A 26,471-nucleotide genomic window follows, 5' to 3' on the forward strand; every position below is an offset into this window, starting at 1 on the left:
ATCATTGCCGCCACGGCCACGATCGCCACCACCACGGCCGCGACGGGGGCCACGGCCCTCGGTCGCTTCGGGCGCGTCGGTGACGGCGCCGGCTTCGATGTTGTTTTCGTCTGCCATACTCAGAACTCCAGTCCGCCCTCACGGGCGGCATCGGCCAGCGCCTTCACGCGGCCATGAAACAGGAAGCCTCCACGGTCGAACACGACCTTGGTGACGCCAGCCTTGGTTGCGGCGGCGGCAACGCGCTTGCCGACATCGGCAGCGGCTTCCGACGTCGCGCCGGTCTTGCCCGAAGCCTTGGCCCCGACATCCTTGTCCAGGGTCGACGCGGAGGCGAGGGTCTTGCCCTGCGCATCGTCGATGATCTGGGCATAGATGTGCCGGCCGGAGCGGTGGACGCTGAGACGCGGACGCGGGTTCTGACCCGAACGCGCCTTGAGTGCGGTGCGGACGCGCTGACGGCGCCGTTCGAAGAGAGAGAGTTTCGCCATGGCTTACTTCTTCTTTCCTTCCTTGCGGAAGATAAACTCGCCGTCATATTTGATGCCCTTGCCCTTATAGGGTTCAGGCTTACGCCAGCGGCGGATCTCGGCGGCGACCTGGCCGACCTTCTGCTTGTCGATGCCGCTGATCTCGACCGTGGTGTTATCCGGGGTCTTGATCTCGATCCCTTCCGGGATCGCGAAATCGACGTCGTGGCTGTAGCCGAGCTGCAGCTTCAGATTCTTGCCCTGGGCGGCGGCGCGGTAGCCGACACCGGTGATCAGCAGCTTCTTGGAGAAGCCTTCCGTCACGCCGGTGATCAGGTTCTGCACCAGCGTCCGCTGCATGCCCCAGAAAGCGCGCGCCTGCTTGGTGGCGTTGGCGGGCTTCACGGAGATGCCGTCGGCCTCCAGCGTGTAGCTGATCTCATCGCGCAGCGGCATCGCCAGGGTGCCCTTGGGACCCTTGACCGAAAGCTGGCCCGCTTCGATGGTCGCCGTCACCCCGCTGGGGATCGCGACCGGCTTTTTACCGATGCGGCTCATCAGAATACCTCCGCCAGGACTTCGCCGCCGACATTCTGCTCACGCGCTTCGGCGTCAGAGAGAACGCCACGCGGCGTCGAAACGATGGTGATGCCAAGGCCGTTGCGCACGACCGGCAGTTCCTTCGAACCGGAATAGACGCGGCGGCCGGGCTTCGAGACGCGGGCGACATGCTTGATCGCCGGCTGGCCCTCGAAATATTTCAGCTCGATGCGCAGGCCGGGGTGCTTGCCCAGGTCTTCCTCGGAATAGCCACGGATGTAGCCTTCGCGCTGAAGCACGTCGAGAACGCGGGCGCGCAGCTTCGACGCCGGGGACAGAACGCTGTCCTTGCGCGCCTGCTGGCCGTTGCGGATGCGGGTGAGCATATCACCCAAAGGATCGGTCAATGCCATCTTCTAATCCTTACCAGCTCGACTTGGTGACGCCGGGGATCAGGCCCTTGTTGGCCAGATCGCGCAGCTGAATACGGCAGAGCCGGAACTTGCGGTAATAAGCGCGGGGACGGCCGGTGACTTCGCACCGGTTGCGGACGCGGGTCGGGTTCCCGTTGCGGGGAATCTCGGCCATCTTCAGACGCGCCATCAGGCGGTCCGTGTCGTCAGCGTTGTTGTCCGCTGCAATCGCCTTCAGCTTCGCATAACGGCCGGCATATTTCTTCACCAGCTTCTTGCGACGCTCATTCTTGTTGATGGAACTCAGTTTCGCCATGACTTAAGTTCTCTTCCTCTTGAGATTGGAAAGAGAAGCGGGTTCGCTGTTACGCGGCCTGCTTCTGCTCTTCGACCGGGAACGGGAAACCGAACAGGCGCAGCAGCTCGCGCGCCTCGTCGTCCGTCTTGGCGGTCGTGGTGACGATGATGTCCATGCCGCGCACCTTGTCGATGCGGTCATAGTTGATTTCCGGGAAAATGATCTGTTCCTTGATCCCGAAGGCGTAGTTGCCGCGGCCATCGAAGGATTTGGGGTTCAGACCACGGAAGTCGCGAACGCGCGGCAGGGCGATGTTCACCAGACGGTCCAGAAATTCATACATGCGCTCGCGGCGAAGGGTGACCTTCGCGCCGATCGGCATGCCTTCGCGCAGCTTGAACTGGGCGATCGACTTCTTGGCCTTGGTGATCACCGGCTTCTGGCCCGCGATCAGCTCCATTTCCTCAGCGGCGGAGGTGACCTTCTTCTTGTCCTGGGTCGCTTCGCCGACGCCCATGTTGAGCGTGATCTTCTCGATCTTCGGCACTTCCATGACGTTCTTGTAACCGAACTTCTCGGTCATCGCCTTGGCGATGGTCTCGTCATAGAGGTTCTTCGACCGCGGCGTGTATTTTTCATCAGCCATCGATGGTCTCCCCGGACTTCACGGCCACGCGGACCTTCTTGCCGTCCTTGACTTCAAAGCGAACGCGGGTGGGCTTGCCGTCCTTGCCGGCAATCGCGACGTTCGAAATGTGCAGCGGCGCCGGCTTGCGGTCGATGCCGCCCTGCGGGTTCGCCTGATCGGGCTTGCGGTGACGCGCGTGGACGTTGACGCCCTCGACCAGCACCTTGTCGTCCTTCGGGAACATCTGGATCACGGTGCCGGTGCGGCCCTTGTCCTTGCCCGCGAGCACGACGACCTTGTCGCCCTTCTTGATCTTTGCAGCGCTCATTACAGCACCTCCGGAGCCAGCGAGATGATCTTCATGTGCTTGCGCGCACGCAGCTCGCGAACCACCGGGCCAAAGATACGGGTGCCGATCGGCTCCTCATTCTTGTTGACCAGGACAGCGGCGTTGCTGTCGAAGCGGATCACCGAACCGTCCGGACGGCGAACGTCCTTGGCGGTACGGACGATGACGGCGCGGTGCACGTCACCCTTCTTCACGCGGCCGCGCGGGGTGGCTTCCTTGACGGAGACGACGATGATGTCGCCCACGCCGGCGAAGCGCCGCTTCGAGCCGCCAAGCACCTTGATGCACTGGACGCGCTTGGCGCCGCTGTTATCGGCAACCTCAAGATTTGACTGCATCTGGATCATTGATCCGGTTCCTTCTCAATTGGCTTGCCGGGATTTCCCGGTAGTTCCGAAACTGTGTCTGACTGGCCTCAGGCCGCCGTTGCTGCACTCAGGCAGCGGTTTCCGGCGACTTGTGCGTGTCCACCTTCTCAATGACCTTCCAGGTCTTGAGCTTGGAAATCGGGGCCGTCTCCTCGATGCGGACGGTCTCGCCTTCCTTGTAGGCGTTGCCTTCGTCATGGGCATGATACTTCTTCGAACGGCGGATGATCTTGCCGTAGAGCGGGTGCTTCACCTTACGCTCAACCCGGACCACCACCGTCTTGTCGGTCTTGTCGGAAACCACAGTTCCCGTCAGCACGCGCTTGGGCATCGTGAGTTCCTTCTTACTTCGCGGCAGCGGCGCGGGTGCGCGCGCTCTGCAGGGTCTTGATCTGAGCGATCGCCCGGCGGACTTCCTTCACCCGGCTCGGCTTTTCGAGCTGGTTGGTCGCCGCCTGGAAGCGCAGGTTGAACTGCTCCCGCTTCAGGTTGTTGAGGTCGGTCGACAGCTCGTCATCCGACTTCACGGTGAGATCAGCGAACTTGGCCATCTCTTATGCTCCCAGGTGCGAGGTGTCGCCCAGGCGGGCAACGACCTTGGTCTTGATCGGCAGCTTCATCGCAGCGCGGCTGAACGCCTCCGCAGCGAGCGGGCCGGGAACGCCGTCCAGTTCGAACAGGATGCGGCCCGGCTTGACGCGGGCGGCCCAATATTCGACCGAACCCTTGCCCTTGCCCTGACGGACTTCGGCAGGCTTCTTCGAAACCGGCACGTCCGGGAACACGCGGATCCACAAGCGGCCCTGACGGCGGATGTGGCGGGTGATCGCACGGCGGGCAGCCTCGATCTGGCGCGCGGTGAGACGTTCCGGCTCCATCGCCTTGAGACCATAGGAACCGAAGTTCAGGTCGCTGCCACCCTTGGCATCGCCCTTGATCCGGCCCTTGAAGGTCTTACGGAACTTCATCTTCTTGGGTTGCAGCATGACGCTATACCTACCTTATTCTCAACGCGCCGGGCGTACGCCGGAGGTCTGAGCCTCCAGCATCAGCCGGTCGGTGGCCATCGGATCGTGGCCCAGGATTTCACCCTTGAAGATCCAGACCTTGATGCCGCAAACGCCATAGGCGGTGTGCGCCTCGGCCTCGGCATAATCGACGTTGCCGCGCAGCGTGTGCAGCGGAACGCGACCCTCGCGATACCATTCCACGCGGGCGATTTCAGCGCCGCCCAGACGGCCGGAGCAGGTGATCTTGATGCCTTCGGCGCCAAGACGCAGGGCCGACTGCACCGCGCGCTTCATGGCGCGGCGGAAAGCGATGCGGCGCTCGAGCTGATCGGCGACGCCCTGTGCGACGAGCTTGGAGTCGATCTCCGGCTTGCGGATTTCAACGATGTTCAGGCTGACGTCCGACGAGGTGAACTCGCCCAGCTTGCGGCGCAGCTTCTCAATGTCCGCGCCCTTCTTGCCGATGATGACACCGGGACGGGCAGCGTAGATGGAGACGCGGCACAGCTTGGCCGGACGCTCGATCACCACCTTCGAGACGGCGGCCTGCGGCAGCGTCTTGAAGATGAACTGGCGGATCTTGATGTCCTCCAGCAGCAGACGGCCATAGTCGGCGCCTTCGGCGTACCAGCGGCTGTCCCAGGTGCGGTTGATCTGAAGACGCAGACCGATCGGATTGCTCTTGTGACCCATGACTTACGCCTCCGCCTCTTCTGCCTGTTCACGCACAACGATGCGCAGCCGGCTGAACGGCTTCAGGATGCGCGTCGACTTGCCGCGGCCGCGGGTGTGGAAACGCTTCATGGTCAGCGCCTTGCCGACCGAAGCCTCCGCAACGACCAGCGCGTCGACGTCGAGATTGTGGTTGTTTTCCGCATTGGCGACAGCCGAAGCCAGCACCTTGCGCGCGTCGACAGCCATGCCCTTCTTGGAGAAGGTCAGGATGTTCATCGCTTCTTCGACCTTGCGGCCGCGGATCAGCGCGGCAACCAGGTTCAGCTTCTGCGCGGAACCACGGATGGTGGTGCCTACAGCCAGCGCCTCGTTGTCGGCGACGCGGCGGGGGGACTTTTCCTTGCCCATTAGCGCTTGCCCTTCTTGTCGGCAGCGTGGCCGGGGAAGTAGCGCGTGGGCGCGAATTCACCGAGCTTGTGACCGACCATATCCTCGTTCACCGAAACGGGAACGTGCTTGCGGCCGTTATAGACGTTGAACGTCAGGCCAACGAACTGCGGCAGGATGGTGGAGCGGCGCGACCAGGTCTTGATCGGCGCGCGGCCTCCGGCGTCCTGCGCGGATTCCGCCTTCTTGAGAAGGCTGAGGTCCACGAAGGGACCTTTCCAGACGGAACGAGCCATCGCTTACCTCTTCTTCTTCGCGTGACGCGACCGGATGATCATGTTGTCGGTCGACTTGTTGTTGCGGGTGCGGGCGCCCTTGGTCGGCTTGCCCCAAGGCGTAACCGGATGACGGCCGCCCGAAGTCCGGCCTTCACCACCACCATGCGGGTGATCGACCGGGTTCTTGGCGACGCCGCGGGTCAGCGGGCGCTTGCCCAGCCAGCGGTTGCGTCCGGCCTTCGCCAGATTGGTGTTGGCGTTGTCCGGGTTGGACACGGCGCCGACGGTGCCCATGCAGTCCGCACGGATGTAGCGCTGTTCGCCAGAGTTCAGGCGCACCATCACCATGCCGCGGTCGCGGCCGACGAGCTGCGCATAGGTGCCAGCGGAGCGTGCGAGCTGACCGCCCTTGCCCGGCTTCATCTCCACATTGTGGATGATGGTACCGACCGGCATCTGGCCCAGTTCCATGGCATTGCCCGGCTTCACGTCGGTCTTCTTGCCCGCGATCACCTTGTCGCCCGGCGCAAGACGCTGGGGTGCGAGGATGTAGGCCTGCTCGCCATCGGGATAGCTGATCAGCGCGATGAAGGCGGTGCGGTTGGGGTCATATTCCAGACGCTCCACCGTGCCTTCGACGTCCCACTTGCGACGCTTGAAGTCGATGATGCGATACTTCTGCTTGTGACCGCCAGCGATGCCGCGCGAGGTCACATGACCCTTGTTGTTGCGGCCGCCGGTCTTGCGCTTGCCTTCGGTCAGCGCCTTGACGGGCTTGCCCTTGTGCAGCGCGGACTTGTCGACGAGGATCAGACCACGCTGGGCCGGGCTCGTCGGATTATAATGCTTGAGTGCCATTATCCTGTCTCGCCTCAGATACCGGTGGTGATGTCAATCGACTGACCATCGGCCAGCGTGACAATCGCCTTCTTGACGTCCGAACGCTTGTAGGGCTTGCCCTTCCAGCGCTTCACCTTGCCCTTCTGGACGATGGTGTTCACGGCCTTCACGGTGACGCCGAACAGCGCCTCCACGGCAGCCTTGATCTCCGGCTTGGACGCATCGTTCGCGACCTTGAAGACCACGGCGTTGTTTTCGGAAAGCAGCGTCGCCTTCTCGGTGATGTGCGGTGCGACAACCACGTCATAATGACGGTTGTCGACGGCCTTGGCCTGCTTCTTAGCCATTGAACCGTGCCTCCAGCTTCTCGACCGCAGCGCGGGTCAGGACCAGCGAGTCAGCCTTCAGTATGTCGTAAACATTGGCGCCCACCGCCGGCAGCACGTTGACGCCGACCAGGTTGGACGAGGCGTGCGCGAAGCTGACGTTGATCGCGTCGCCGTCGATGAACAGCACCTTGCCGAGGTTCAGCTTGGCGAGCTGATCAGCAAGGACCTTGGTCTTGCCGTCCTTGACGTCCAGATTGTCGAGCACCGTCAGGGTGCCGGCCTTCGCCTTGGCGGACAGGGCCATCTTCAGGCCGAGCGCGCGAACCTTCTTGTTCAGCGAGGGGTTGAAGTCACGGACGCGGGGACCGTGCGCCTTGCCGCCGCCGATGAACACGGGCGCCGCACGATCGCCGTGACGGGCAGTGCCGCCACCCTTCTGGCGGCCGAACTTCTTGCCGGAACGGGCGACATCCGAGCGCTCACGGGCGGCGCGGGCGGTGCCGCGGCGCTTTTCGAGCTGCCAGGTGACGACGCGGTGCAGGATGTCCGCGCGGGGCTCGACGCCGAACACGGCATCGTTCAGCTCCACATCGCCGGACGCCTTGGCGTCGAGGGTCTGTACCTTGAGCTTCATGGTTTAGCCCTCCTGGCCTTCGGTGGCTTCGCTCGCCACGACTTCTTCAGCCGGGGCGTCTGCGGCAGCCGTATCGTCATTGACGACATCGTTGCTGTTGGCGGCCTTCTTCAGGCTCGCGGGATAAGGAACGTCGGCCGGACGCGGCACCTTCACGGCATCGCTGACCATCAGCCAGGTGCCCTTGGAGCCGGGCACCGAGCCCTTCACGAACAGCAGGCCGCGCTCGACGTCGGTGCCGACGATTTCGAGGTTCTGCTGCGTGCGCTGACGGTCGCCCATATGGCCGGCCATCTTCTTGTTCTTGAACACCTTGCCCGGATCCTGGCGGTTGCCGGTCGAACCATGGGCACGGTGAGAGATGGACACGCCGTGGGTGGCGCGCATGCCCCCGAAGCCCCAGCGCTTCATGGCGCCGGCGAAGCCCTTGCCCTGCGTGTGGCCGGTGACGTCGACCAACTGGCCGGCGATGAAGTGGTCAGCGGCGATTTCAGCGCCGACGTCGAGGAGCGCATCCTCGGCGACGCGGAATTCGGCGACCAGCGCCTTCGGCTCTACTTCCGCCTTGGCGAAGTGGCCGCGCTGCGGCTTGGCGACATTCTTTGCCTTGGCGACGCCAGCGCCAAGCTGAACGGCCACATAGCCGTCACGATCGGTTTCGCGGCGGGCGATAACCTGATTGCCTTCGAGCGCAAGGACGGTGACAGGCACGTGGCGGCCATCATCCTTGAACAGGCGGGTCATCCCCATTTTCTTCGCGATCACGCCAGTACGCATGATCCATACTCCCAACAGAGGCCCATCCGGAATGGAGGGGCGTATCCAACGAAAAAACCGCACGGGATCACTCCCTTGCGGCCAACCCTTATTTTAGCGATCACCCCGTCCGGGTTGGATGCCCCCGACAGAGCGGGAGCGACGGGGGACCAGGACCACAGCCAGGCTGTGCGGTATCCCTTATGTCGTCATGCCAGCGAAGGCTGGCATCTCAGGCCATCCACCAGGAGGCCCGAGATCCCCGCCTTCGCGGGGACTGCGTTGGCTTATGCCAACTTGATCTCGACGTTCACGCCGGCAGCCAGGTCCAGCTTCATCAGCGCGTCGACCGTCTGCGGCGTCGGCTGCACGATGTCAAGCATACGCTTGTAGGTGCGGACCTCGAACTGCTCACGCGACTTCTTGTCGACGTGCGGGCCACGGTTGACCGTGAACTTCTCAATGCGCGTCGGAAGAGGAATGGGGCCGCGGATCAATGCGCCCGTACGGCGGGCGGTTTCGGCGATGTCGCCGGTCGCCTGATCGAGCACGCGATGATCGAACGCCTTAAGGCGAATGCGGATGTTGCTGTCCATGTCCTATACCGATGCGAAAGAGCCAAAAACAAAACCGCCCCAGCCTTGCCCTTCTAACCCATGCGGGCCGGAGAAAGGCGATCCGAGGCGGCGAAAAACCGAGCGGCGCGAATCAGGCGATTCGCGCCGCTGCAGCCCTATATTACTTGGAGATCGTTCCCACAACCCCTGCGCCGACGGTCCGGCCGCCTTCGCGAATGGCGAAGCGGAGACCCGCGTCCATGGCGATCGGAGCGATGAGCTTCACGCCCAGCTTCACGTTGTCGCCCGGCATCACCATCTCGGTGCCCTCAGGGAGGATAACCTCACCGGTGACGTCCGTGGTGCGGAAGTAGAACTGCGGACGATAGTTCGCGAAGAACGGGGTGTGACGGCCGCCTTCTTCCTTCGACAGCACATAGACTTCGGCGTCGAATTCGGTGTGCGGCTTGATCGTGCCGGGCTTGCAGAGCACCTGGCCACGCTCAACTTCCTCGCGGCCAACGCCACGGATCAGCGCACCGATATTGTCGCCCGCACGGCCCTCGTCGAGCAGCTTGCGGAACATTTCAACGCCGGTGACGGTCGTCTTCTTGGTGTCCTTGATGCCGACGATCTCGACTTCCTCGCCAACCTTGACGATGCCGGTCTCGACGCGGCCGGTGACAACCGTACCACGGCCGGAGATCGAGAACACGTCTTCGATCGGCATCAGGAAGGGCTTGTCGACCGGACGCTCCGGCTGCGGGATCCAGCTATCGACAGCCTGCATCAGCTTGAGAACGGCGTCATGGCCAATCTCAGGCGTCTTGTCCTGCAGGGCGGCGACGGCCGAACCCGGAATGATCGGAATATTGTCGCCGTCGAAGTCGTAGGACGACAGCAGCTCGCGCACTTCCAGCTCGACCAGTTCGAGGATTTCAGCGTCGTCGACCAGATCGACCTTGTTCATGAACACGACGAGCTGGGGAACGCCAACCTGACGGGCGAGCAGGATGTGCTCGCGAGTCTGCGGCATCGGGCCGTCGGTCGCGGACACGACCAGGATCGCGCCGTCCATCTGCGCAGCGCCGGTGATCATGTTCTTCACATAGTCAGCGTGGCCGGGGCAGTCGACGTGCGCATAGTGGCGCGCTTCGGTCTCATACTCGACGTGCGCGGTCGAAATGGTGATGCCGCGCTCGCGCTCCTCAGGAGCCTTGTCGATGTTGTCGTAGCTGGTGAAGGTCGCGCCGCCGGTTTCGGCCAGCACCTTCGTGATCGCAGCGGTCAGCGAGGTCTTGCCGTGGTCGACGTGACCGATGGTGCCGATGTTGCAGTGCGGCTTCGTCCGCTCAAACTTAGCTTTCGCCATTTCTCTCTACCTTCTAGTCCAAATAGCTTGGGTTTGACCGCCAGGCCGCGCCTTGCGAAGGCGCGTCCATAGCAGCAAATTTCGATAATGCCAGCCCTAACAGAGCCAGTTTCCCGGCTCCGTTAAGGAAAAATCAGGCGAGCTTCGCCTTGACCTCGTCCGCGACGTTCTGCGGCACTTCGTCATAATGCGAGAACGACATGGAATAGCTGGCGCGTCCCTGCGTGAACGAACGCAGCGAATTCACATAGCCGAACATGTTGGCCAGCGGGACCATGGCATCGACGGTCTGCGCATTGCCGCGCGTGTCGGTGCCCTGGATCTGGCCGCGACGGCTGTTCATGTCGCCGATGACGTCGCCCAGATATTCCTCCGGGGTGACGACCTCGACCTTCATGACCGGCTCAAGCAGCGTGATGCCCGCCTTCTGCGCGACTTCGCGCATCGCGGCGCGGCCCGTGATTTCGAACGCCAGCGCCGACGAGTCGACGTCGTGATAGGCGCCGTCATACAGCAGGATTTCGAAGTCGATGATCGGGAAGCCGATCAGCGAACCGGTCGCCGCCGTCTCACGCATGCCCTTCTCAATGGCGGGGATATATTCCTTCGGAATGTTGCCGCCCTTGATCTCGTCCTTGAAGATGATGCCCGCGCCGCGCTCACCCGGCGTGACCTTCACCTTGATGCGGCCGAACTGGCCGGTGCCGCCCGACTGCTTCTTGTGGGTGTAGTCGACGTCCACCTCTTTCTTGAGGTATTCGCGATAGGCGACCTGCGGCGCGCCGACATTCGCCTCGACCTTGAACTCGCGCTTCATGCGGTCGACCAGGATTTCGAGGTGAAGCTCGCCCATGCCCTTGATGATCGTCTGACCCGATTCGTGATCGGTCGAAACGCGGAAGGACGGATCCTCGGCGGCCAGGCGGTTGAGGGCGACGCCCATCTTTTCCTGGTCGGCCTTGGTCTTGGGTTCCACCGACAGTTCGATAACCGGCTCTGGAAATTCCATCCGCTCCAGAATGATCGGCTGGCGCTCGGCGCACAGCGTGTCACCGGTGGTGGTTTCCTTCATGCCAGCCAGCGCAACGATGTCGCCCGCATAGGCGGTATCGATGTCCTCACGCGAGTTGGCGTGCATGAGGAGCATGCGGCCGATCTTTTCCTTCTTGTCCTTGACCGAGTTCAGATAGGTGCCCTTGGTCAGCGTGCCGGAATAGACGCGCAGGAAGGTGAGCGAACCGACGAACGGGTCGTTCATGATCTTGAACGCCAGGCCAGCGAACGGCGCATCGTCAGCGGTCTTGCGGCTGTCGGGCTGCTCATTGTCCGGGTTGATGCCCTGCACGTCGGGAATGTCGAGCGGTGAAGGCAGATAGTCGACAACGGCGTCGAGCAGCGGCTGCACGCCCTTGTTCTTGAACGCGGAGCCGCACAACACCGGCACGAACGCCTGCGCCAGCGTACCCTTGCGGATCAGCTTCTTCAGCGTCGCGGTGTCGGGCAGGTTGCCCTCCAGATAGGCTTCCATCGCGTCATCGTCCTGCTCGACGGCAAGCTCGATCAGCTTTTCGCGATAATCGGCGGCCTTGTCGGCGAGGTCGGCCGGAATTTCCTCATAGGAGAATTCAGCGCCCAGATTTTCATCCTTCCAGATGATCGCGCGATTCTCGACGAGATCGACGAGGCCCTTGAAATCGCTCTCCGCGCCGATGGGGAGATAGAGAACGGCGGGCTTCGCGCCCAGGCGATCAATGATCGTCTGCACGCAATAATAGAAATCGGCGCCGGTGCGGTCGAGCTTGTTGATGAAGCACATCCGCGGAACCTTATATTTGTCCGCCTGACGCCACACGGTTTCCGACTGAGGCTCAACGCCGGCAACGCCGTCGAACGCGGCGACCGCGCCGTCGAGCACGCGCAGCGAACGCTCGACTTCAATCGTGAAGTCGACGTGACCGGGGGTGTCGATGATGTTCAGGCGGTGATCGTTCCAGAAGCAGGTCGTCGCTGCCGAGGTGATCGTGATCCCGCGCTCTTGCTCCTGCTCCATCCAGTCCATCGTGGCGGCGCCGTCATGGACTTCGCCGATCTTGTAGGACTTGCCGGTGTAGTAAAGGATGCGCTCGGTCGTCGTCGTCTTGCCGGCGTCGATATGCGCCATGATGCCAAAATTGCGATAGCGTTCGAGCGGATGGCTGCGGGCCATGATCGTTACTCCGTTGCCTGTGCGGCGGTTTGAGCGTCAGAAAATTCCATGTCCGTTCGCCCTGCTGGCACGAGGCGCGTGACTCGCGCCAGTGTTGAAGGGCTTTTCCGAGCGGAGCGAAATACGTCACTTCGTTCAGCGTAGGGCTTCGACTTCACTCAGCCCGAACGGTAATGGGGATCAGGGCACAAGCCCTGATCCCCTATATAATGCTTACCAGCGGTAGTGCGAGAAGGCGCGGTTGGCTTCGGCCATCCGGTGCGTATCCTCGCGCTTCTTGACCGCATTGCCGCGATTGTTCGCAGCGTCCAGAAGCTCACCCGACAGGCGGGCGGCCATCGTGGTTTCGCTGCGGTTGCGCGCGGCGGTGATCAGCCAGCGGATCGCCAGCGCCTGGGCGCGCTCAGGGCGCACCTCGACGGGAACCTGGTATGTCGCACCGCCGACGCGGCGGCTGCGGACTTCGATGCCGGGCTTCACATTGTTCAGCGCGTCATGGAACATCTGGATCGGATCCTTCTTGGCTTTCACCTCGACGGTCTCCAGTGCGCCATAAACGATCGATTCGGCGACGGCCTTCTTGCCGTCCTCCATCACGCTGTTCATGAACTTGGAAAGAACCTGATCGCCATATTTGGGATCGGGCAGGATGATGCGCTTTTCAGGGCGACGACGACGTGACATGGTATCTGTCTCCCCTTACTTCGGACGCTTGGCGCCGTATTTGGAACGGCTCTGCTTGCGGTCCTTGACGCCCTGGGTATCCAGAACGCCGCGAAGAACGTGGTAGCGAACGCCCGGAAGGTCGCGAACGCGGCCGCCACGGATCAGCACCACGCTGTGCTCCTGCAGGTTGTGGCCTTCACCCGGAATATAGGTGATGACCTCGCGCTGGTTGACCAGGCGGACCTTGGCAACCTTACGGAGCGCCGAGTTCGGCTTTTTCGGGGTCGTCGTATAGACGCGGGTGCAAACGCCGCGCTTTTGCGGGTTCGCATCCATTGCAGGGACCTTTGACTTGGCCTTCTGCGGTTCGCGGCCCTTGCGGACCAACTGATTGATCGTTGGCATGAAGCCCTTCACCTTTGCAAAGTTACTCTGCCGGATCACCCCGCTGTCATGCTGCCAAAAACCACATATGGCTTCCAACAGCAAAGGCCCCGGCGGTCATCTGACCCCTGGAGCCGCAAGAGCACCCGGCAATGTTCAGCTCTGTGTTTCCTGCCCGGCGATGACGGAGAGAAGAAGCGATTCTCCATACCGAAGGCCGTCGGACAGGCGCGCCCTATAGCGACGGGGCCATTTGGGGTCAAGCGGCGCGGGCAAGCGCCGATGCGGCTTCCGGCCGGCCGCAACCTGGCGGAGGTTACAGGTCCGATGCGGCGTTAAATTAACATGGCGTAAAGGATAAAATGAGAATTGGGGGGCAATATGGATCGATCCCTTCTCTCGCGGCAGACTATCCCCCTGTTCCTGCAATTCCTGCTGATCAGCGGCGGCATTGCGTTCAGCGCGCTCATTCCCCCGGCGCATGGCGCGATGGTGGCTATCCCCCTGGTGCCGCAGATGCGGAGCGAGGGCATGTCCCGGCTGATCGCGTCCGGCGCGCGCATAGAGCGCGCAGGCCCGACATCCGGCAGCCTGGTCCTGGTCGCGGACCGCAACGCCATAGCCGCCGACGCCATACGGCACGGCATATTGCTGTTGCCCACGGCCATCGCCGGATGCCGTAGCGGGAGCGCCGCCGCATGAACGAAGCCGCCATTCCCATGCTCGGCGACCTGCGCCGCAAATCCGTCCGCCTGCTTGCGATGCTTGGCTGGCTGAATGTGCCCGTCCTCGCCGGTCTCGGCCTATGGAACGGGGTGGAGGATTTCATCCTGCCCGCGCTGCTGGCGGCGCTGTTCAGCATCGCCCCTTTGTTCTGCGCCCTTCGCCGCCCGATCGACCCGCTGACGCCGCAGGTCATCGCGCTCGCCTATGCCGGTTATCCAGCGCTGTTCGTTTATATGATGCGCGGCCACACCTGGCAGATGGACATGCACATGTATTTCTTCGTGTGCCTGGCCGGGGTCGCCCTGATGTACGACAGGCGCGCCGTGCTGGTCAGCGCCAGCGTCATCGCACTGCATCACGCCGTTCTGGTGGTAGTCATGCCACAATGGGTGTTCACCGGCACTGGCGATTATGAGCGGGTCGCGCTTCACGCCGTCCTGGTCATCCTGGAATCCCTGGGACTGCTGCGGCTGATCAAGGACGGCCGCGGCCGCATGGTCGAGCAGGCGCGGCTGAACATCGTGGCGGAAGAGCAGGCAAGGATCGCCGTCGCCGCCCAGGCCGAGGCGGAAACCCGCGCGCGCGAACTCGCCGCCAGCCGCGAGGCCGAGCATGCCGCTCGCGTCGCGCAAGCCGCCGCCGAGGACGCGATGATGGAGGCGTCCGCCATCAGGCGCGGCGAGGCGGCCGACCGGATCGTGCAGAATCTGTCCGGCCTGATGAACGATATTCGCGACGCCGCAGGCCAGATTGAGGGGCATAACCAAAAAGCGCAGGCCCTGACTGGCAAGGCGGCGGATTCATCGGCGACGCTGCGCCGGAAGGGGACGGAGGCAGCAGCCAACATCTCCAATGTCGCGGGCATCGTGGAGCAGCTCGTCTCCTCCTTCGGCGAGGTTGCGCGCAACAGCCAGTCGGCGCGCGCCCATTCGCAGCGAACGCGCGAGAATGTCGAGGCGATGGGACCACGACTGGAATCGCTGAAGCAGGAGGTGTCGGCCGCGGGGGAAATACTCGACCTGATCTCCTCCATTTCGGCGCAGAGCCACATGCTGGCGCTGAACGCATCAATCGAAGCGGCGCGCAGCGGAGAAGCGGGCCGGGGTTTTGTGGTCGTCGCTGATGAAATGAAGCTGATGGCGCGCAGAACCGGCGACGCGGCGCTCGCCATCGTCGCCAAGCTGGAGAATATCGGCACGGCGTCGACCAGCGTGTCGGAAGCCGTGCTGGAAACCCAGGGCGCGGTGGCGGCGATCGCTGGATCGGCCGACGCCATCGCCGCGGCGCTGAGCCAGCAGGAGATCGCCGTCGGCGACATCGCGGCGTCCGCCCGGCAGGTTTCCCAGGAGATTGACGGCGCGGCGATCACCGCCGCAGAGGTCGACCGGCTGATCGGCAATGGCGGGCTGCTGACCGCGCAGATGGACGATGTGGCGACCGCGCTCAGCCGCCGTTCCAGCGAACTGGGCCAGGAGCTGGAACGGCTGGTTCATGAACTTCGCGCGGGGTGAATCCGGGGACGGGCAAAGGGCGAGTCGATGGCCCCTTTGCAGGCGCGCCAACGGGTTTGCTTACCAAATTATTGACGCCCGACGGAACAAACCGGGCATGAAAATCGTTTCACCCTGTTGAGACTTCGATTCGTCACGAGTCCGCGTTCGTGGATTCGCGACTCCGGTCTTCCTTTGCTACCGCGACTCAAATTCCAAGAAATCGGGTCAGCGGGTGATAAATATAAAGAGAGGCTTAGCCGGCCTCAAAACCGGCCTTCTGGCTGCGTTTCCGGCACGCGAAATTTATTTGCGGTCGGGTGGCGAAGTAAAATTCCTCAAGATCGGCACCAAGACGCAGTTGCTCGCCGCAGGCGCAGTGACCACGGCCTTCTGCGGCTGGCTGGGCGCGACATTGTTCCTGATGACGACGCAGGCGAGCGTCGCGATGGAGCGCGCGGCGCTGGACCGCGAGAGCAAGACCGTCGCCAGCAAATCGCGCGAGGTGAAGGCCTATCGCGCCTCCGTCGGCGAGGTTGCGGAGGATCTTGAAGCGCGTCAGGAGTATCTGGAGGACCTGTTCAAGACGCATTTCGGCGCGCAGCCCGATCCCGCCGCAGTGGTCGGCAAGGCGCAGGCGGCGGACAAGAATGCGGACGCAGCCAAGGCCGCGAAGATCAGCGCCGCCGTGCCCGAAGCCCGGCCGCTCATGGGCGTCGAGGCCCGCCAGATCGCCTTCGCCCGGATGCTGACCAGCGCCGTAGAGCAGCGCGCGAAACGGGCGGAAGCGGCGATCCGGTCCTTCGGCCTTGATCCGCGCACCCTGATGCGCCGGAACGCAGCCACCGGACAGGGCGGTCCCTTTGTGCCCTGGCGCGGCGGCGACGACGAGCTGTCGAGCGAGCTGAGCGGCCTGTCGGCGGCGCTGGCCCGCATGGACATGCTGGAGCGCGGTCTGGTGTCAATCCCGTCGGGCAAGCCGACCGCCGGGGTCATGCTGACCAGTTCCTACGGCGTGCGGCGCGATCCGTTCAACGGCCACCCCGCCTTTCACGCCGGCCTCGATTTCTCCGGCGCCTATGGCCAGCCGATCCTGGCCGCCGCGCGCGGCAAGGTCAGCTATGTCGGGCAGCGTCAGGGCTATGGCAATGTCGTCGAGGTCGACCATGGCAACGGGATCTTAACGCGCTACGCCCATCTTTCCGGCTTCAGCACACGCGCGGGCGAGACGGTCTTTCGCGGCACGCAGATCGCCCGGATGGGATCGACGGGCCGCTCGACCGGAACTCACCTGCATTTCGAGGTGCGCGTCAATGGCGCCGCCATCAACCCACGCCGCTTCCTGGAGGCCGACCGCGATGTTCTCCAAATCCAGCAAATCGCAAAGCAGCGCTTCGCCGATGTCGGCAACCGGGGGTAAGAACGTCCCCTTCTCCCTGATCGGCGGCGATGTCGCGATCACCGGCAATATCTCCGCTACGGTGGACCTGCATATCGACGGCAAGGTCGAGGGCGACATCACCTGCGCCGCGCTGGTGCAGGGCGCCGAGAGCCGGATCAAGGGCCATGTCACCGCCAAGACCGCGCGGCTGGCGGGCCTTGTCGACGGATCGATCGACGCCGAGGAATTGTTGATCGAAAGCACGGCGCGCATCACCGGCGATGTCGCCTATGAGCGCATCACCATCGCGGCGGGCGGTCAGGTCGATGGCCGTTTCGCGCACAAGAATGGCGCGCAGCATGGCGACCTGAAACTGATCACCAACGACAGCGCGGCCTGACCATTCCCCTAATGATGGCCCAATATCCGGGCCAGCGCCATCCGGGCATGGTCGAACGCCCGGTTGCGAATTTCGGCATGATCGACAAGCAGGTCCCACATATCGTCGCTATGGTCGTCCATATCGCTGGCGACCTGATAGCTGACCTGCTGCTCGTCGGCGATGATCTGCTCCAGCCGCTCGGACGGGCGGTCGCTCAATATGGCCAGTTCCGCCATCAACGCGGCGCACAGCTCCTGAAGCACGGAGGTTTCGACCGACAGCGTGTTCACGGTGGCGCCAAGATATTCCACCCTGGCCTGCAATTGCCGAAGCACGGCTTCGATATCCATAGCGAGTCCTCACATCCCGCCGCCCGCCGGGGCATTCGACACCCAATCCGTTAACAAAAAGTTCCGGCGGCCCGCCCGGACAGCCCGCAAGACGCCGGATTTTCGACGAACGACATGGCAATGATGCTGTCATTCTTGACGCTCGTACAAAAAGGTTAGAACGGTTGGGCATGCCGTGCGTTCTGCCGCACGCCCCAAAGCATCCGGAGTTCCTTGCATGATTTTCACCCGTTCGCTGGCGATGCTGTCGCTTGCCGCCGCCCCGCTTGCGCTCGCCACCGCGTCCATCGCCAACGCCCAGACCGGCGACGGCCCAGCGCCCAGCGTCACCACGCAATTGCCGCGCGGCGTCGTGCCGACCCATTATGCGATCACCGTCACGCCCAATGCGGAGAAGCTGAGCTTCACGGGAACGGTCGCCATCGATGTGACCATCGCGCAGGCGCAGGACATATTGACGCTGAACGCCGCCGACCTGACCATCGGCGCGGTGTCGATCACGCCGGCCAAGGGCAAGGCGATGACCGGAAAGGCGACGGTGAACGCGACGGACCAGATAGCCGCATTCGATTTCGGCAAACCGCTGGCACCGGGCAAATATGTGCTGGAAATCGCCTATTCCGGGATCATCAACACGCAGGCGAACGGGCTGTTCGCGCTCGACTATCAGGATAATGGCGGGGCGCAGAAGCGCGCGCTGTTCACGCAGTTCGAGGCGCCCGACGCCCGCCGCTTCGTGCCGAGCTGGGATGAGCCGAGCTACAAGGCGACGTTCGACCTGACCGCCATCGTGCCCAAGGGGCAGCTTGCGGTCGGCAACATGCCCGTGAAGGCGACGAAGGAGCTGGCCGACGGCACAACGCAGGTGACGTTCGGCACGACGCCGAAAATGTCGTCCTACCTGCTGTTCTTCGGCATGGGCGAACTGGACCGCGCAACGAAGATGGCGGGCGCGACCGAGGTCGGCGTCGTCACCGGCAGGGGCAATACCGGCAAGGCGCAACTGGCGCTGGATGCGTCGGCGGAAATCCTGCCCTGGTTCAACGATTATTTCGGCACCCCCTTCCCCCTGCCCAAGCTCGACAATGTGGCGGGTCCGGGACAGAGCCAGTTCTTCTCCGCGATGGAAAATTGGGGCGCGATCTTCACCTTCGAGCGCGCGCTGCTGGTCGATCCCAAATTCACGACCGAGGCGGAACGGCGGCGCATCTATGAGATTGTCGCGCATGAAATGGCGCATCAGTGGTTCGGCGATCTGGTCACGATGGCATGGTGGGACGATCTGTGGCTGAATGAAGGCTTTGCAAGCTGGATGGCGACGAAGGTCAGCGCGACGCTGCAGCCGCAGTGGGAAATGCTGCTGACCCGGATCGACGGGCGCGAACTGGCGATGAGCCTGGACGCGTTCAAGACCACGCATCCGGTCGTGCAGAAGATCAACACCGTCGAGCAGGTCAATCAGGCGTTCGACAGCATCACCTACCAGAAGGGCGAGGCGGTCATCACCATGCTGGAAGCCTTTGCCGGGGACGCGGTGTGGAAGGAAGGCATCCGCGCCTATATGAAGTCCCACGCCTATGGCAACACGCAGACCGACGACCTGTGGAAAGCGGTCGAGGGCGCGGGAGCCAAGGGCCTGGTCAGCATCGCCCATAATTATACGAGCCAGCCGGGCATTCCGCTGGTCAAGGTCGACAGCGCGTCCTGCAAGGGCGGTGTCACGACGCTGACGCTGAGCCAGGGCGAGTTCAGCCGCGACGACAAGGACAAGACGCCGCAATCCTGGCATGTGCCGGTGATGGCGCAGACCGTCGGCGGGGAGGTGAAGCGCCTGATCCTGAACGGCAAGGCGTCGCTGGAGCTGCCCGGATGCGGGGCCTATGTCATCAATGCCGGTCAGTCGGGCTATTATCGCTCGCTCTATCCCGCGGCGAACATCACCGCGCTGGCCAAGAATTTCGCGCAGGTGCCGTCGATCGACCAGCTTGGCCTGCTGGCGGATAACTGGCAGCTTGGGCAGGCGGGGTATCAGCCGATCGGCCTGTCGCTCGACCTGATCGACGCCGTGCCGGCCAATGCAAGCCCGGCGGTGCTGGCCGCCCTGCCCCAATATCTGAAGGCGAGCCGCGACATATTGGAGGGAGACGCCAAGGGTCAGGCGAAGGCGGCGGCCTATGCGTCGAAGAAGCTGACGCCGATGCTGAGCGCGATCGGCTATGACGCGAAGGCGGGCGAGGGACCGCAGGTGCCGCTGCTGCGTCAGGCGCTGGTCGAGACGCTGGGGGCGATTGGCGACGCCACCGTGCGCGCCGAGGCGGATCGCCGGTTCGCGGCGCTGGCCACTGACCCGGCGGCGCTGGACGGGCCGTTGAAGAATGTCTGGCTGACCATCATCGCGATCAATGCGACGCCGGAAACGTGGGACAGGCTGCGCGCCATGGCCAACAAAGCGCCGAGCCAGTTGGAAAAGAGCCAGCTCTTCGCCCTGCTGGGCAAGGCGAAGGATGATGCGCTGGCGCAGAAGGCGCTGGACCTGGCGCTGACCGACGAACCGGGCAAGACGACGAGCGCGGCGATCATCGCGGCGGTCGGCACCGGCCACAGCATGATGGCGGTGGATTTCGTGCTGGCGCACCGGACGCAATATGAAGCGCTGATCGACGTATCGGCGCGGTCGCAGGCGGTGGCGCGGCTGGGCAATAATTCCGCCGACCCGGCGATGGCGGACAAGCTGGACGGTTACGCCACGCAGTTTCTGACGCCGGAATCGCGCAAGGTGGTGGACCGCAGCATCGCGTCGATCAGGGCGCGCGCCGAAACCCGCGCACGGTTGAAGCCTGCCGTCGCGGCGTGGATCGCGAAGAAGCGTTGAAAAAAGCCCCCTGCCCCGCCTGACACAATTGGGCGGGGCAACGGCATCGGTTTAAATGCGCCTTATTGTATGCCGACGGCCGCCTTGATGTCGTCCCAGGCGAGCAGTTTGAAATTCTGCGCATGGGGGGCGTTGTCGCCATCCTGCGCGACGAAAAGCCCGCCCGGATAGTCCGGACCGAAATCGCCCTGCACCAGTTCGATGCCGTCCGTATCGCTGGTGCCGCCAAATTTGCCGTCGACGATGCGGAAGCGCCCGGCATAATCGCCAGCGGGCAAACGGTAGAGGGTGAAGGCGTTGTCGCCCTGGCTGGACGCGATCAGATAGCCGCCATTGGCGCCGTCCGAGGCGATGGCGAGGCCTTCGCTGTCGGCGACCAGTATCTTGCTGTCCACCGTCGCGAAACGAACCGGCGCGGGCTGGGCCTGCGTGAGGTCGAAACGCCAGATCGCGACATCCTCCTCCGAGACATAGAGCTGGCTGGTGCGGTCGTCGATCACGCAGCCTTCGGAGAGCGTTGCGTTCGTCATCTCCCGGCTGGCCGCGATGGCGGGCGTGGCCCCGGACAGGTCGAGCGTCATGTCGACGATCTTGCCGGGTTTGATGACGACCACGGCATGCATCGCGCCGCCGATGACGCCCATGCAGAAGCCATAGGCCTCCCCCGTCCCCACCGGCAGGGTGCCGAGACGGGTCAGCGCCGCGCTTGCCGGATCGAGCGTGAACAGCGCCAGCTTCGCCTGCATCCTGTCCGTCCGGTCGCTGGCTGCGACGAGGATAGAGGGCTTGCCGTTGACGCTCACACCTTCGCGCAGGTCGATATTGTTGATCGCCCCGGCGGGCAGGAAGGATTTCTTCGCGCCATCCAGACCATAGACATAGATGCCGGCCTTCTTGTCCGTGCCGATGACTAGGCTCGCCTTCGGATCGGCAGCGTTGCGCCAGATGGCCGGATCGTCGGCCGCATCGTCCATGACGGTGCCGACCGGCTCCGTCTCGCCCCGCGCCGTCACCGAAACGGCGGGGGCGGCATTGGCGATGCGCTGTTCGACCGGGATTTCCTTTTCACCCGTAGCCGCGCAAGCGGAAAGGGCGATCAGCGCGCCGGGGATCATGATCTTACGCATCAGAAGCTCGCCGTGATGCCGAATTTCGCCGTCCAGTTATACTGTTCATATTGCAGCAGACGGCGGGCGCCGGCGAAATTCTGATAGGCGAAATAGGGAGCGTCCGTCACATTGATCCATTCGGCGAACAGCCGCACGCCCGGAACGATCCGGTATTTGGCCGACAGGTCGAGCTGGAAGTGGTTCGACACATAGCGGTCCTGATCCGCCTCATCGCCCAGTTCGTCGAGATATTTGTCGCGATAGGTGCCCGCCGCGCGCAGCGAGAGCGGACCCTTCTCATAGCCCAGCACCACGTTGAACGTGTTCTTTGACGACGCCATCAGCGGAATGCGGCGCGGATCGGTCGCGTCGCCATCGATAAACACCGTGCCCTTGGCGTCCGTATAGGTGTAGTTGAGGTTCAGTAGCAGGCCATCGAACGGCGCAGGCAGGAAGCTGAACACCTGGCTGTAGGACAGTTCCAGACCCTTGATCTTCGCCGTGTCGCCATTGATGAAGCTGGTCAGCTCCTCATAGTCGATGCCGTAGATGGTGCCCGGCGTCGTCGTCCGCTGCGTGACGACAAAATCCTTGATCGATTTCCAGAACACGCCGCCGGTCAGCGCTGCATTTGTGCCGAAATACCATTCGGCCGAGGCGTCCAGGTTCCACGCGCTGTAGGGCTTCAGATCGGGGTTGCCGACCGACGCCTCCAGATCCTCGTTGATATCCAGGCGCGGCGCGAGGTTGGACAGCTTGGGCCGCACGATGCTCTTCGAACCGCCGAGACGGAACACCAGGTTGCGAACCGGCTCGTAGCGGACCGTCAGGCTGGGCAGCCAGTCGGTATAGTTGCGGCGCGTTCTGGTCGGCGTGACGAATACGCTATCCTCGTCCAGTTCCTCGCCCAGATATTCCTGCCCTTCCTCGACGAACTGGGTGAGCTTGGCGTTGATGACGTTGCGCGTCTTTTCCATGCGCACGCCGCCGATCACCCGCACCGTCTCACTGTCCCATCGGCCGAGCAGATAGGCCGCGACGATGTCCTCCTTCACCGAATAGTCGGAGGTGTTGGAATTGATCATCGTGTCGATGGCGTTGAGTTCGAAATTATCCTGGTTCCGGTAGAAGAAATCCGTAGGACCAGTGTGGCTTGGCAGCGGCAATATGTCGGCGATGCGGTAGGTCTGGCCGCCAAGAACGTCGTTCAGGCTATAGTCGCCGTCATAATCATCATAGACGTCCGCCTGCAGATCGTAGGATTTTTCGCGCCAGCGCGCCTTTGCGCCCGCCTGCATGGTGAAGGTGCCGCCGTTCATTGCGAAGGCGCGGGAGATGTCGCCCTTCACCGTATATTCGCGATCCCGGGAATCGGAGAGGGTCGTGCGCTCCAGCTCGTTGAAGCCGTAATTTTCCGGGTCGAGGAAATCGGCGGTGTTGCCGGAGACGGTGTAGGCGGGTTTGCGCGGGTTGGTGTAGTCGAAGTCGATATCGACGCCGTCCTCCTCAAACCGCGCGCGGAAACGGGTGGGGTCGATCGAGCCATTCTCGCGCTCGCTCGCCTCCGACCAGCTACCGGAATAGGTCATTTTCCACGGGCCGGTTTCGGTCGTGCCGCCAAGGGTCAGCGACTTGATGCGCTGCTTCTCATAGCGGTCCTTCATGCGGCGGCGGACCTCGATCCGGCCATCTTCGTCGGAGAAGGACGCGCCCGTGGAGGTGGTCGCCGCCGGATCAATCTCATCCTCGTCGAGGATGAAGATCACGTCGCCGCGATATTCCTGATCGGTGAACTGGCTGTAGAGGCCGCGGGCGTAGAGCTTGGTCGTGTCGCTGGGCTGCCAGTCGAGGCTGAGCGATCCGCCGATACGCTCACGGGCGACGTCATAATCGCGATATTGCAGCTCGCGGGCGAAGGCGTTGCCGTCATCCTCATCCCAGTCGGCCGCCTCGATATTGTCGGACTCGAACTTGCGCTTGTAGTAGCTGGCGCCACCGGCGATCCCGAAATTGTCGCTGAGCCGCGTCGAAAAGTCGAAGCTGCCCTTCGGCGTCAGCTTTTCGGAATAATCGTTATAGCTGCCCTCCAGCTTGACCGAATACAGGTCCTTCTTGCGGTCGAAGGCGCTGACGGTGTTGATCTCAATCGATGCGCCGATCGTGTCGCCATCCATGTCCGGCGTGAGCGACTTCTTGACCTCGATCGATTCGATCAGTTCGGCCGGGATCACGTCCAGCGCGACGGAGCGGACGTCGCTTTCCGGGGCCGGGACGCGGGTGCCGTTGATCGACGCGGCGTTGAGTTCCGGGTCCAGGCCGCGGACGGAGACAAAGCGTCCCTCGCCCTGATCGTTGAGGATGTTGAGGCCCGGCAGGCGACGGAGCGATTCCGCCACATTCTGATCCGGGAACTGGCCGATGGCGTCGCGGGTCAGGACGCTTTCCACGCCGTCGGCGGCGCGCTGACGCGAGAGGGTCGAGGCCTGGTTGGCGATCTGGCCAACGACGATGATCGAGGCGTCAATGTCCGAGCCGATCTGAATATTGGTCGTGACAGTGCCCGTCTGCGGCACGGTGACGGTGGTGGTCACGACATCAGCGCCGACATAGCGCGTTTCGATCGTGTAGGTGCCGGCGGGAACGTCAGGGAAGCGGTAGCTGCCATCGCGGCCAGCCTCGGCTATGCGGTTCAGCTCGACGATGCGCAGTTGGGCGCTCTGCAGCGCGCGCGTGCCGGTGCCGTCAGATACGGTTCCGGCGATGGTTCCGGCAAGCGCCGAGGCAGGCAGAAGCAAGGCAAGGGCGATTGCGGCGCGGCTGGCGCCGGAAATAAGGCTGATCATTATGAGGCTCCCCTGATGAGTTGGGGCAGCCCCTGTCAGCCTTAGCTTACGGCTTCATGGCCAAACGGTTACGCATCCGTTGCGGTTTCACGACAGGAATATGACTGCCGTCCCCATCAAAGAGGACGCGACGCCATTTTCCGCACCGCGCGGTACAGCAGGGCGATCACTGTCGCGAAGGCGAAGATCGCCAGCGGCACGCTCCAGGCATATTCCTCCACCAGCGCCAGCGGCGTATCGCTGTCCGTGGCGGCGACGATGCCGGCGAAGGTGACGCCGAACAGGCTTTCGCCGACAATGAAGCCGGTCGCCATCAGCACGCCCATGCGCTCGGCAAATTCCGGGTTCTCCGACCGCGCGGCCCAGCGATTATAGAAGGTGCCGATCACCGCGCCGATCGGGATCAGCAGGGTAAGAGCCATCGGCAGATAGATGCCCATGCCGACGGCCAGCGGCGGCAGGCGCATCTTGCCGGTCTTGCCCAGAAGCTCGTCGATGATGACCACGACAACGCCGATGGCCGCGCCGACGCCGATGAGGCCCCAGTCGAGATCGCCCTCCAGCACGCCCTTCGCCAGTGCGGAGATCAACGCTGCCTGCGGCGCGGGCAGCGCGTTGACGCCAGCGCCGGGTGCACCGGAGAAGCCGAAGGCGCTGTTGAGCAGGCCAAGCACTGGCGGGATCACCAGCGAGCCGAAGATAACGCCCAGCACCAGCGCCAATTGCTGTTTCCAGGGGGTCGCACCGACCAACTGGCCGGTCTTGAGATCCTGAAGATTGTCGTTGGAAATGGTGGCGACGCCAAAGACGATAGCCGTCACGAACAAGGCATAGGCGACCAGCGCCCTGCCCCGTTCGGGATCGCCGCCGGAGCCGTACAGCGCGGCGAGAAGCAGAGCAGCGCCGAGGACGGCAAGGATGCCGACGCCGGAGATCGGGCTGTTCGACGCGCCGATAAGGCCCGCCATATAGCCGCAGACCGAAGCGATCACGATGCCCGCGATCAGGATATAGACAAGGGTCGCCGCGATCACCGGCACCAGATGTTCAGCGATCGGTCCGCCGTCCACGAAGGACCAGAGCAGAATCGCAATCGGGATCAGCGAGGCGAGGATGGTGCCGCCGACAATGCTGATCGGAAGGTCCCGCTCGGTGAGTTCCAGGATGCCGACACCGCCCTTGCGCACCTGCGCCGCGGCGATGGCCGATCGGATGCCGGAAATGATCGGCCCCAATATCTTGAGCAGGGTCCAGATCGCCGCGACGCCAATGGTGCCCGCGCCGATGAAGCGCGCCTGCGAACGGAAAGCTGTGCCGACCAGTTCATTGAGCGCCGCGCCCGACGACAGCGGCGCGGTGAGATAGGGCACGATACCGACCCAGCTTATCAGCAGGCCGACGAACATCGCCGCGCCCACGGACAGGCCAACGAGATGGCCGACGCCGATCAGCGCCATGGAGAAGCTGGTCGAGACGCTGGACGCGCCGCTGCCGAAACGGAAGAAGGTCGCCGCCTCCTCCGCCAGAATGCGGGTCTTGGCGATGATGGCGAAGGCGGCCGAGGCGACCGAGCTCATCAGGATAGCGGCAAGGCCGCGGGCGTTTTCCGCCTGCCCCTCGCGCGATCCCGCGCCGACCTTCAGCACTTCGGCGGCGGCGACGCCCTCCGGATAGGGGAGGTCCGATCCGGTGATGAGCGCGCGGCGCAGCGGCACCGAATACATGACGCCCAATATGCCGCCGAGACCACAGACGAACACGCTGGTCCAGTAGGGGAAGCCCGTCCACCAGCCGACGATGATGAGGCCGGGCAGCACGAAGATGATCGCAGAGAGCGTCCCGGCAGCCGAGGCGATCGTCTGGACGATATTATTCTCCAGGATCGTCGAACCGGAAAAGAAGCGCAGGATCGCCATCGAAATGACGGCGGCGGGAATGGAAGTGGCGAAGGTGAGACCGATCTTCAGCCCCAGATAGACGTTCGCCGCCGTGAACAGCAGGGTGATGAGCGCGCCCAATATGATGCCGCGCAGGGTGAGTTCCGCCATTGGCGCGGCCGGACCGGTCGATGTCGTCATGAATGTTCCGCCTGACTGTCCACGGTCCGCTGACGGCCGCGAAATATTATTACCTACGCCTGTTCTAATCGAAAAGTCTG

At 63.4% G+C, this 26,471-nt stretch carries 31 protein-coding genes; 5 read left to right on the top strand and 26 right to left on the bottom strand.

The genetic code is table 11. The features are described 5' to 3' along the window. Nucleotides 1-119: 119 nt before the first annotated feature. The 22 genes from rplR to rpsL form a co-directional block, all read right to left on the bottom strand. The gene (rplR, locus tag BHQ40_RS16010; protein ID WP_070156829.1) at nucleotides 120-491 is read right to left on the bottom strand and encodes a 50S ribosomal protein L18; all 372 of its coding nucleotides are present in this window, start codon (nucleotides 489-491) and stop codon (nucleotides 120-122) included. Nucleotides 492-494: 3 nt separating this feature from the next. Next, nucleotides 495-1,028 (bottom strand): 50S ribosomal protein L6, encoded by a 534-nt coding sequence (gene rplF, locus BHQ40_RS16015; protein WP_070156830.1) that lies wholly within the window; start codon nucleotides 1,026-1,028, stop codon nucleotides 495-497. Continuing rightward, a complete protein-coding gene (rpsH, locus tag BHQ40_RS16020; RefSeq protein ID WP_070156831.1) occupies nucleotides 1,028-1,423 on the bottom strand; it encodes a 30S ribosomal protein S8 in 396 nt (131 codons plus the stop codon). The genes rplF and rpsH overlap by 1 nt, the downstream gene beginning before the upstream one ends. 10 nt (nucleotides 1,424-1,433) lie before the next feature. Then, nucleotides 1,434-1,739 carry a 30S ribosomal protein S14 gene (gene rpsN, locus BHQ40_RS16025; protein WP_070156832.1) on the bottom strand — a complete coding sequence of 102 codons (306 nt, stop codon included), beginning with the start codon at nucleotides 1,737-1,739 and terminating at the stop codon, nucleotides 1,434-1,436. 49 nt (nucleotides 1,740-1,788) lie between these two features. Further along, a complete protein-coding gene (rplE, locus tag BHQ40_RS16030) occupies nucleotides 1,789-2,367 on the bottom strand; it encodes a 50S ribosomal protein L5 (protein ID WP_070156833.1) in 579 nt (192 codons plus the stop codon). Then, nucleotides 2,360-2,677 carry a 50S ribosomal protein L24 gene (gene rplX / locus BHQ40_RS16035; protein ID WP_070156834.1) on the bottom strand — a complete coding sequence of 106 codons (318 nt, stop codon included), beginning with the start codon at nucleotides 2,675-2,677 and terminating at the stop codon, nucleotides 2,360-2,362. Before rplX ends, rplE begins: the two co-directional genes overlap by 8 nt. Beyond that, entirely contained in the window at nucleotides 2,677-3,045 is a 369-nt protein-coding gene (gene rplN / locus BHQ40_RS16040) for a 50S ribosomal protein L14 (protein ID WP_070156835.1), read from the bottom strand. Before rplN ends, rplX begins: the two co-directional genes overlap by 1 nt. A gap of 88 nt (nucleotides 3,046-3,133) precedes the next feature. Beyond that, complete coding sequence (gene rpsQ, locus BHQ40_RS16045) at nucleotides 3,134-3,397, bottom strand: 30S ribosomal protein S17 (protein WP_070156836.1); 264 nt, start codon at nucleotides 3,395-3,397, stop codon at nucleotides 3,134-3,136. A gap of 13 nt (nucleotides 3,398-3,410) precedes the next feature. Next, on the bottom strand, nucleotides 3,411-3,617 hold the full coding sequence (rpmC, locus tag BHQ40_RS16050) for a 50S ribosomal protein L29 (RefSeq protein ID WP_070156837.1): 207 nt from the start codon (nucleotides 3,615-3,617) through the stop codon (nucleotides 3,411-3,413). A gap of 3 nt (nucleotides 3,618-3,620) precedes the next feature. After that, nucleotides 3,621-4,052 carry a 50S ribosomal protein L16 gene (gene rplP / locus BHQ40_RS16055; protein ID WP_070156838.1) on the bottom strand — a complete coding sequence of 144 codons (432 nt, stop codon included), beginning with the start codon at nucleotides 4,050-4,052 and terminating at the stop codon, nucleotides 3,621-3,623. A 21-nt stretch (nucleotides 4,053-4,073) separates the two neighbouring features. Beyond that, complete coding sequence (gene rpsC, locus BHQ40_RS16060) at nucleotides 4,074-4,769, bottom strand: 30S ribosomal protein S3 (protein ID WP_070156839.1); 696 nt, start codon at nucleotides 4,767-4,769, stop codon at nucleotides 4,074-4,076. Between the two features lie 3 nt (nucleotides 4,770-4,772). Beyond that, nucleotides 4,773-5,159 carry a 50S ribosomal protein L22 gene (rplV, locus tag BHQ40_RS16065; RefSeq protein ID WP_070156840.1) on the bottom strand — a complete coding sequence of 129 codons (387 nt, stop codon included), beginning with the start codon at nucleotides 5,157-5,159 and terminating at the stop codon, nucleotides 4,773-4,775. Next, nucleotides 5,159-5,434, bottom strand: coding sequence for a 30S ribosomal protein S19 (rpsS, locus tag BHQ40_RS16070; RefSeq protein ID WP_070156841.1), 276 nt, complete (start codon nucleotides 5,432-5,434; stop codon nucleotides 5,159-5,161). The genes rplV and rpsS overlap by 1 nt, the downstream gene beginning before the upstream one ends. Before the next feature lie 3 nt (nucleotides 5,435-5,437). Further along, nucleotides 5,438-6,274 (bottom strand): 50S ribosomal protein L2, encoded by an 837-nt coding sequence (gene rplB / locus BHQ40_RS16075; RefSeq protein ID WP_070156842.1) that lies wholly within the window; start codon nucleotides 6,272-6,274, stop codon nucleotides 5,438-5,440. 14 nt (nucleotides 6,275-6,288) lie between these two features. After that, nucleotides 6,289-6,603, bottom strand: a complete 315-nt coding sequence (locus BHQ40_RS16080; RefSeq protein WP_070156843.1) for a 50S ribosomal protein L23 — start codon at nucleotides 6,601-6,603, stop codon at nucleotides 6,289-6,291. Then, the gene (gene rplD / locus BHQ40_RS16085) at nucleotides 6,596-7,219 is read right to left on the bottom strand and encodes a 50S ribosomal protein L4 (RefSeq protein WP_070156844.1); all 624 of its coding nucleotides are present in this window, start codon (nucleotides 7,217-7,219) and stop codon (nucleotides 6,596-6,598) included. Before rplD ends, BHQ40_RS16080 begins: the two co-directional genes overlap by 8 nt. Before the next feature lie 3 nt (nucleotides 7,220-7,222). After that, a complete protein-coding gene (gene rplC / locus BHQ40_RS16090; protein WP_070156845.1) occupies nucleotides 7,223-7,996 on the bottom strand; it encodes a 50S ribosomal protein L3 in 774 nt (257 codons plus the stop codon). A 266-nt stretch (nucleotides 7,997-8,262) separates the two neighbouring features. Beyond that, a complete protein-coding gene (gene rpsJ / locus BHQ40_RS16095; RefSeq protein WP_070156846.1) occupies nucleotides 8,263-8,571 on the bottom strand; it encodes a 30S ribosomal protein S10 in 309 nt (102 codons plus the stop codon). A gap of 142 nt (nucleotides 8,572-8,713) precedes the next feature. Next, entirely contained in the window at nucleotides 8,714-9,904 is a 1,191-nt protein-coding gene (gene tuf / locus BHQ40_RS16100) for an elongation factor Tu (RefSeq protein ID WP_070156847.1), read from the bottom strand. Between the two features lie 133 nt (nucleotides 9,905-10,037). Continuing rightward, the gene (fusA, locus tag BHQ40_RS16105; RefSeq protein ID WP_070156848.1) at nucleotides 10,038-12,110 is read right to left on the bottom strand and encodes an elongation factor G; all 2,073 of its coding nucleotides are present in this window, start codon (nucleotides 12,108-12,110) and stop codon (nucleotides 10,038-10,040) included. A gap of 213 nt (nucleotides 12,111-12,323) precedes the next feature. Further along, nucleotides 12,324-12,794 (bottom strand): 30S ribosomal protein S7, encoded by a 471-nt coding sequence (gene rpsG / locus BHQ40_RS16110; protein WP_070156849.1) that lies wholly within the window; start codon nucleotides 12,792-12,794, stop codon nucleotides 12,324-12,326. Nucleotides 12,795-12,809: 15 nt separating this feature from the next. Continuing rightward, nucleotides 12,810-13,181 (bottom strand): 30S ribosomal protein S12, encoded by a 372-nt coding sequence (gene rpsL / locus BHQ40_RS16115; RefSeq protein ID WP_026002556.1) that lies wholly within the window; start codon nucleotides 13,179-13,181, stop codon nucleotides 12,810-12,812. A 360-nt stretch (nucleotides 13,182-13,541) separates the two neighbouring features. Here rpsL and BHQ40_RS16120 point away from each other — a divergent pair, with 360 nt between their 5' ends. The 4 genes from BHQ40_RS16120 to BHQ40_RS16135 all read left to right on the top strand — a co-directional run bounded on the left by BHQ40_RS16120 (nucleotide 13,542) and on the right by BHQ40_RS16135 (nucleotide 17,157). After that, a complete protein-coding gene (locus BHQ40_RS16120; protein WP_070156850.1) occupies nucleotides 13,542-13,862 on the top strand; it encodes a hypothetical protein in 321 nt (106 codons plus the stop codon). Further along, on the top strand, nucleotides 13,859-15,397 hold the full coding sequence (locus tag BHQ40_RS16125; RefSeq protein ID WP_070156851.1) for a methyl-accepting chemotaxis protein: 1,539 nt from the start codon (nucleotides 13,859-13,861) through the stop codon (nucleotides 15,395-15,397). The genes BHQ40_RS16120 and BHQ40_RS16125 overlap by 4 nt, the downstream gene beginning before the upstream one ends. A 283-nt stretch (nucleotides 15,398-15,680) precedes the next feature. Next, nucleotides 15,681-16,796, top strand: coding sequence for a M23 family metallopeptidase (locus BHQ40_RS16130; RefSeq protein WP_253183388.1), 1,116 nt, complete (start codon nucleotides 15,681-15,683; stop codon nucleotides 16,794-16,796). After that, the gene (locus BHQ40_RS16135) at nucleotides 16,777-17,157 is read left to right on the top strand and encodes a bactofilin family protein (RefSeq protein ID WP_171905874.1); all 381 of its coding nucleotides are present in this window, start codon (nucleotides 16,777-16,779) and stop codon (nucleotides 17,155-17,157) included. The genes BHQ40_RS16130 and BHQ40_RS16135 overlap by 20 nt, the downstream gene beginning before the upstream one ends. Before the next feature lie 8 nt (nucleotides 17,158-17,165). Here BHQ40_RS16135 and BHQ40_RS16140 read toward each other — a convergent pair whose 3' ends face one another. Then, entirely contained in the window at nucleotides 17,166-17,489 is a 324-nt protein-coding gene (locus BHQ40_RS16140) for a hypothetical protein (RefSeq protein WP_070156853.1), read from the bottom strand. Nucleotides 17,490-17,706: 217 nt separating this feature from the next. Here BHQ40_RS16140 and BHQ40_RS16145 point away from each other — a divergent pair, with 217 nt between their 5' ends. After that, nucleotides 17,707-20,361, top strand: coding sequence for a M1 family metallopeptidase (locus BHQ40_RS16145; protein ID WP_070156854.1), 2,655 nt, complete (start codon nucleotides 17,707-17,709; stop codon nucleotides 20,359-20,361). A 62-nt stretch (nucleotides 20,362-20,423) separates the two neighbouring features. Here the strand turns inward: BHQ40_RS16145 and BHQ40_RS16150 are convergent, their stop codons facing one another. The 3 genes from BHQ40_RS16150 to BHQ40_RS16160 all read right to left on the bottom strand — a co-directional run bounded on the left by BHQ40_RS16150 (nucleotide 20,424) and on the right by BHQ40_RS16160 (nucleotide 26,391). Then, entirely contained in the window at nucleotides 20,424-21,488 is a 1,065-nt protein-coding gene (locus BHQ40_RS16150) for a phytase (RefSeq protein WP_070156855.1), read from the bottom strand. Next, nucleotides 21,488-24,313 carry a TonB-dependent receptor gene (locus BHQ40_RS16155; protein WP_070156856.1) on the bottom strand — a complete coding sequence of 942 codons (2,826 nt, stop codon included), beginning with the start codon at nucleotides 24,311-24,313 and terminating at the stop codon, nucleotides 21,488-21,490. The genes BHQ40_RS16150 and BHQ40_RS16155 overlap by 1 nt, the downstream gene beginning before the upstream one ends. A gap of 116 nt (nucleotides 24,314-24,429) precedes the next feature. Continuing rightward, nucleotides 24,430-26,391, bottom strand: coding sequence for an OPT family oligopeptide transporter (locus BHQ40_RS16160; RefSeq protein WP_070156857.1), 1,962 nt, complete (start codon nucleotides 26,389-26,391; stop codon nucleotides 24,430-24,432). Between the last annotated feature and the right edge of the window lie 80 nt (nucleotides 26,392-26,471).

It is taken from the genome of Sphingobium phenoxybenzoativorans, assembly GCF_001757355.1.
Taxonomy (GTDB): Bacteria; Pseudomonadota; Alphaproteobacteria; order Sphingomonadales; family Sphingomonadaceae; genus Sphingobium; species Sphingobium phenoxybenzoativorans.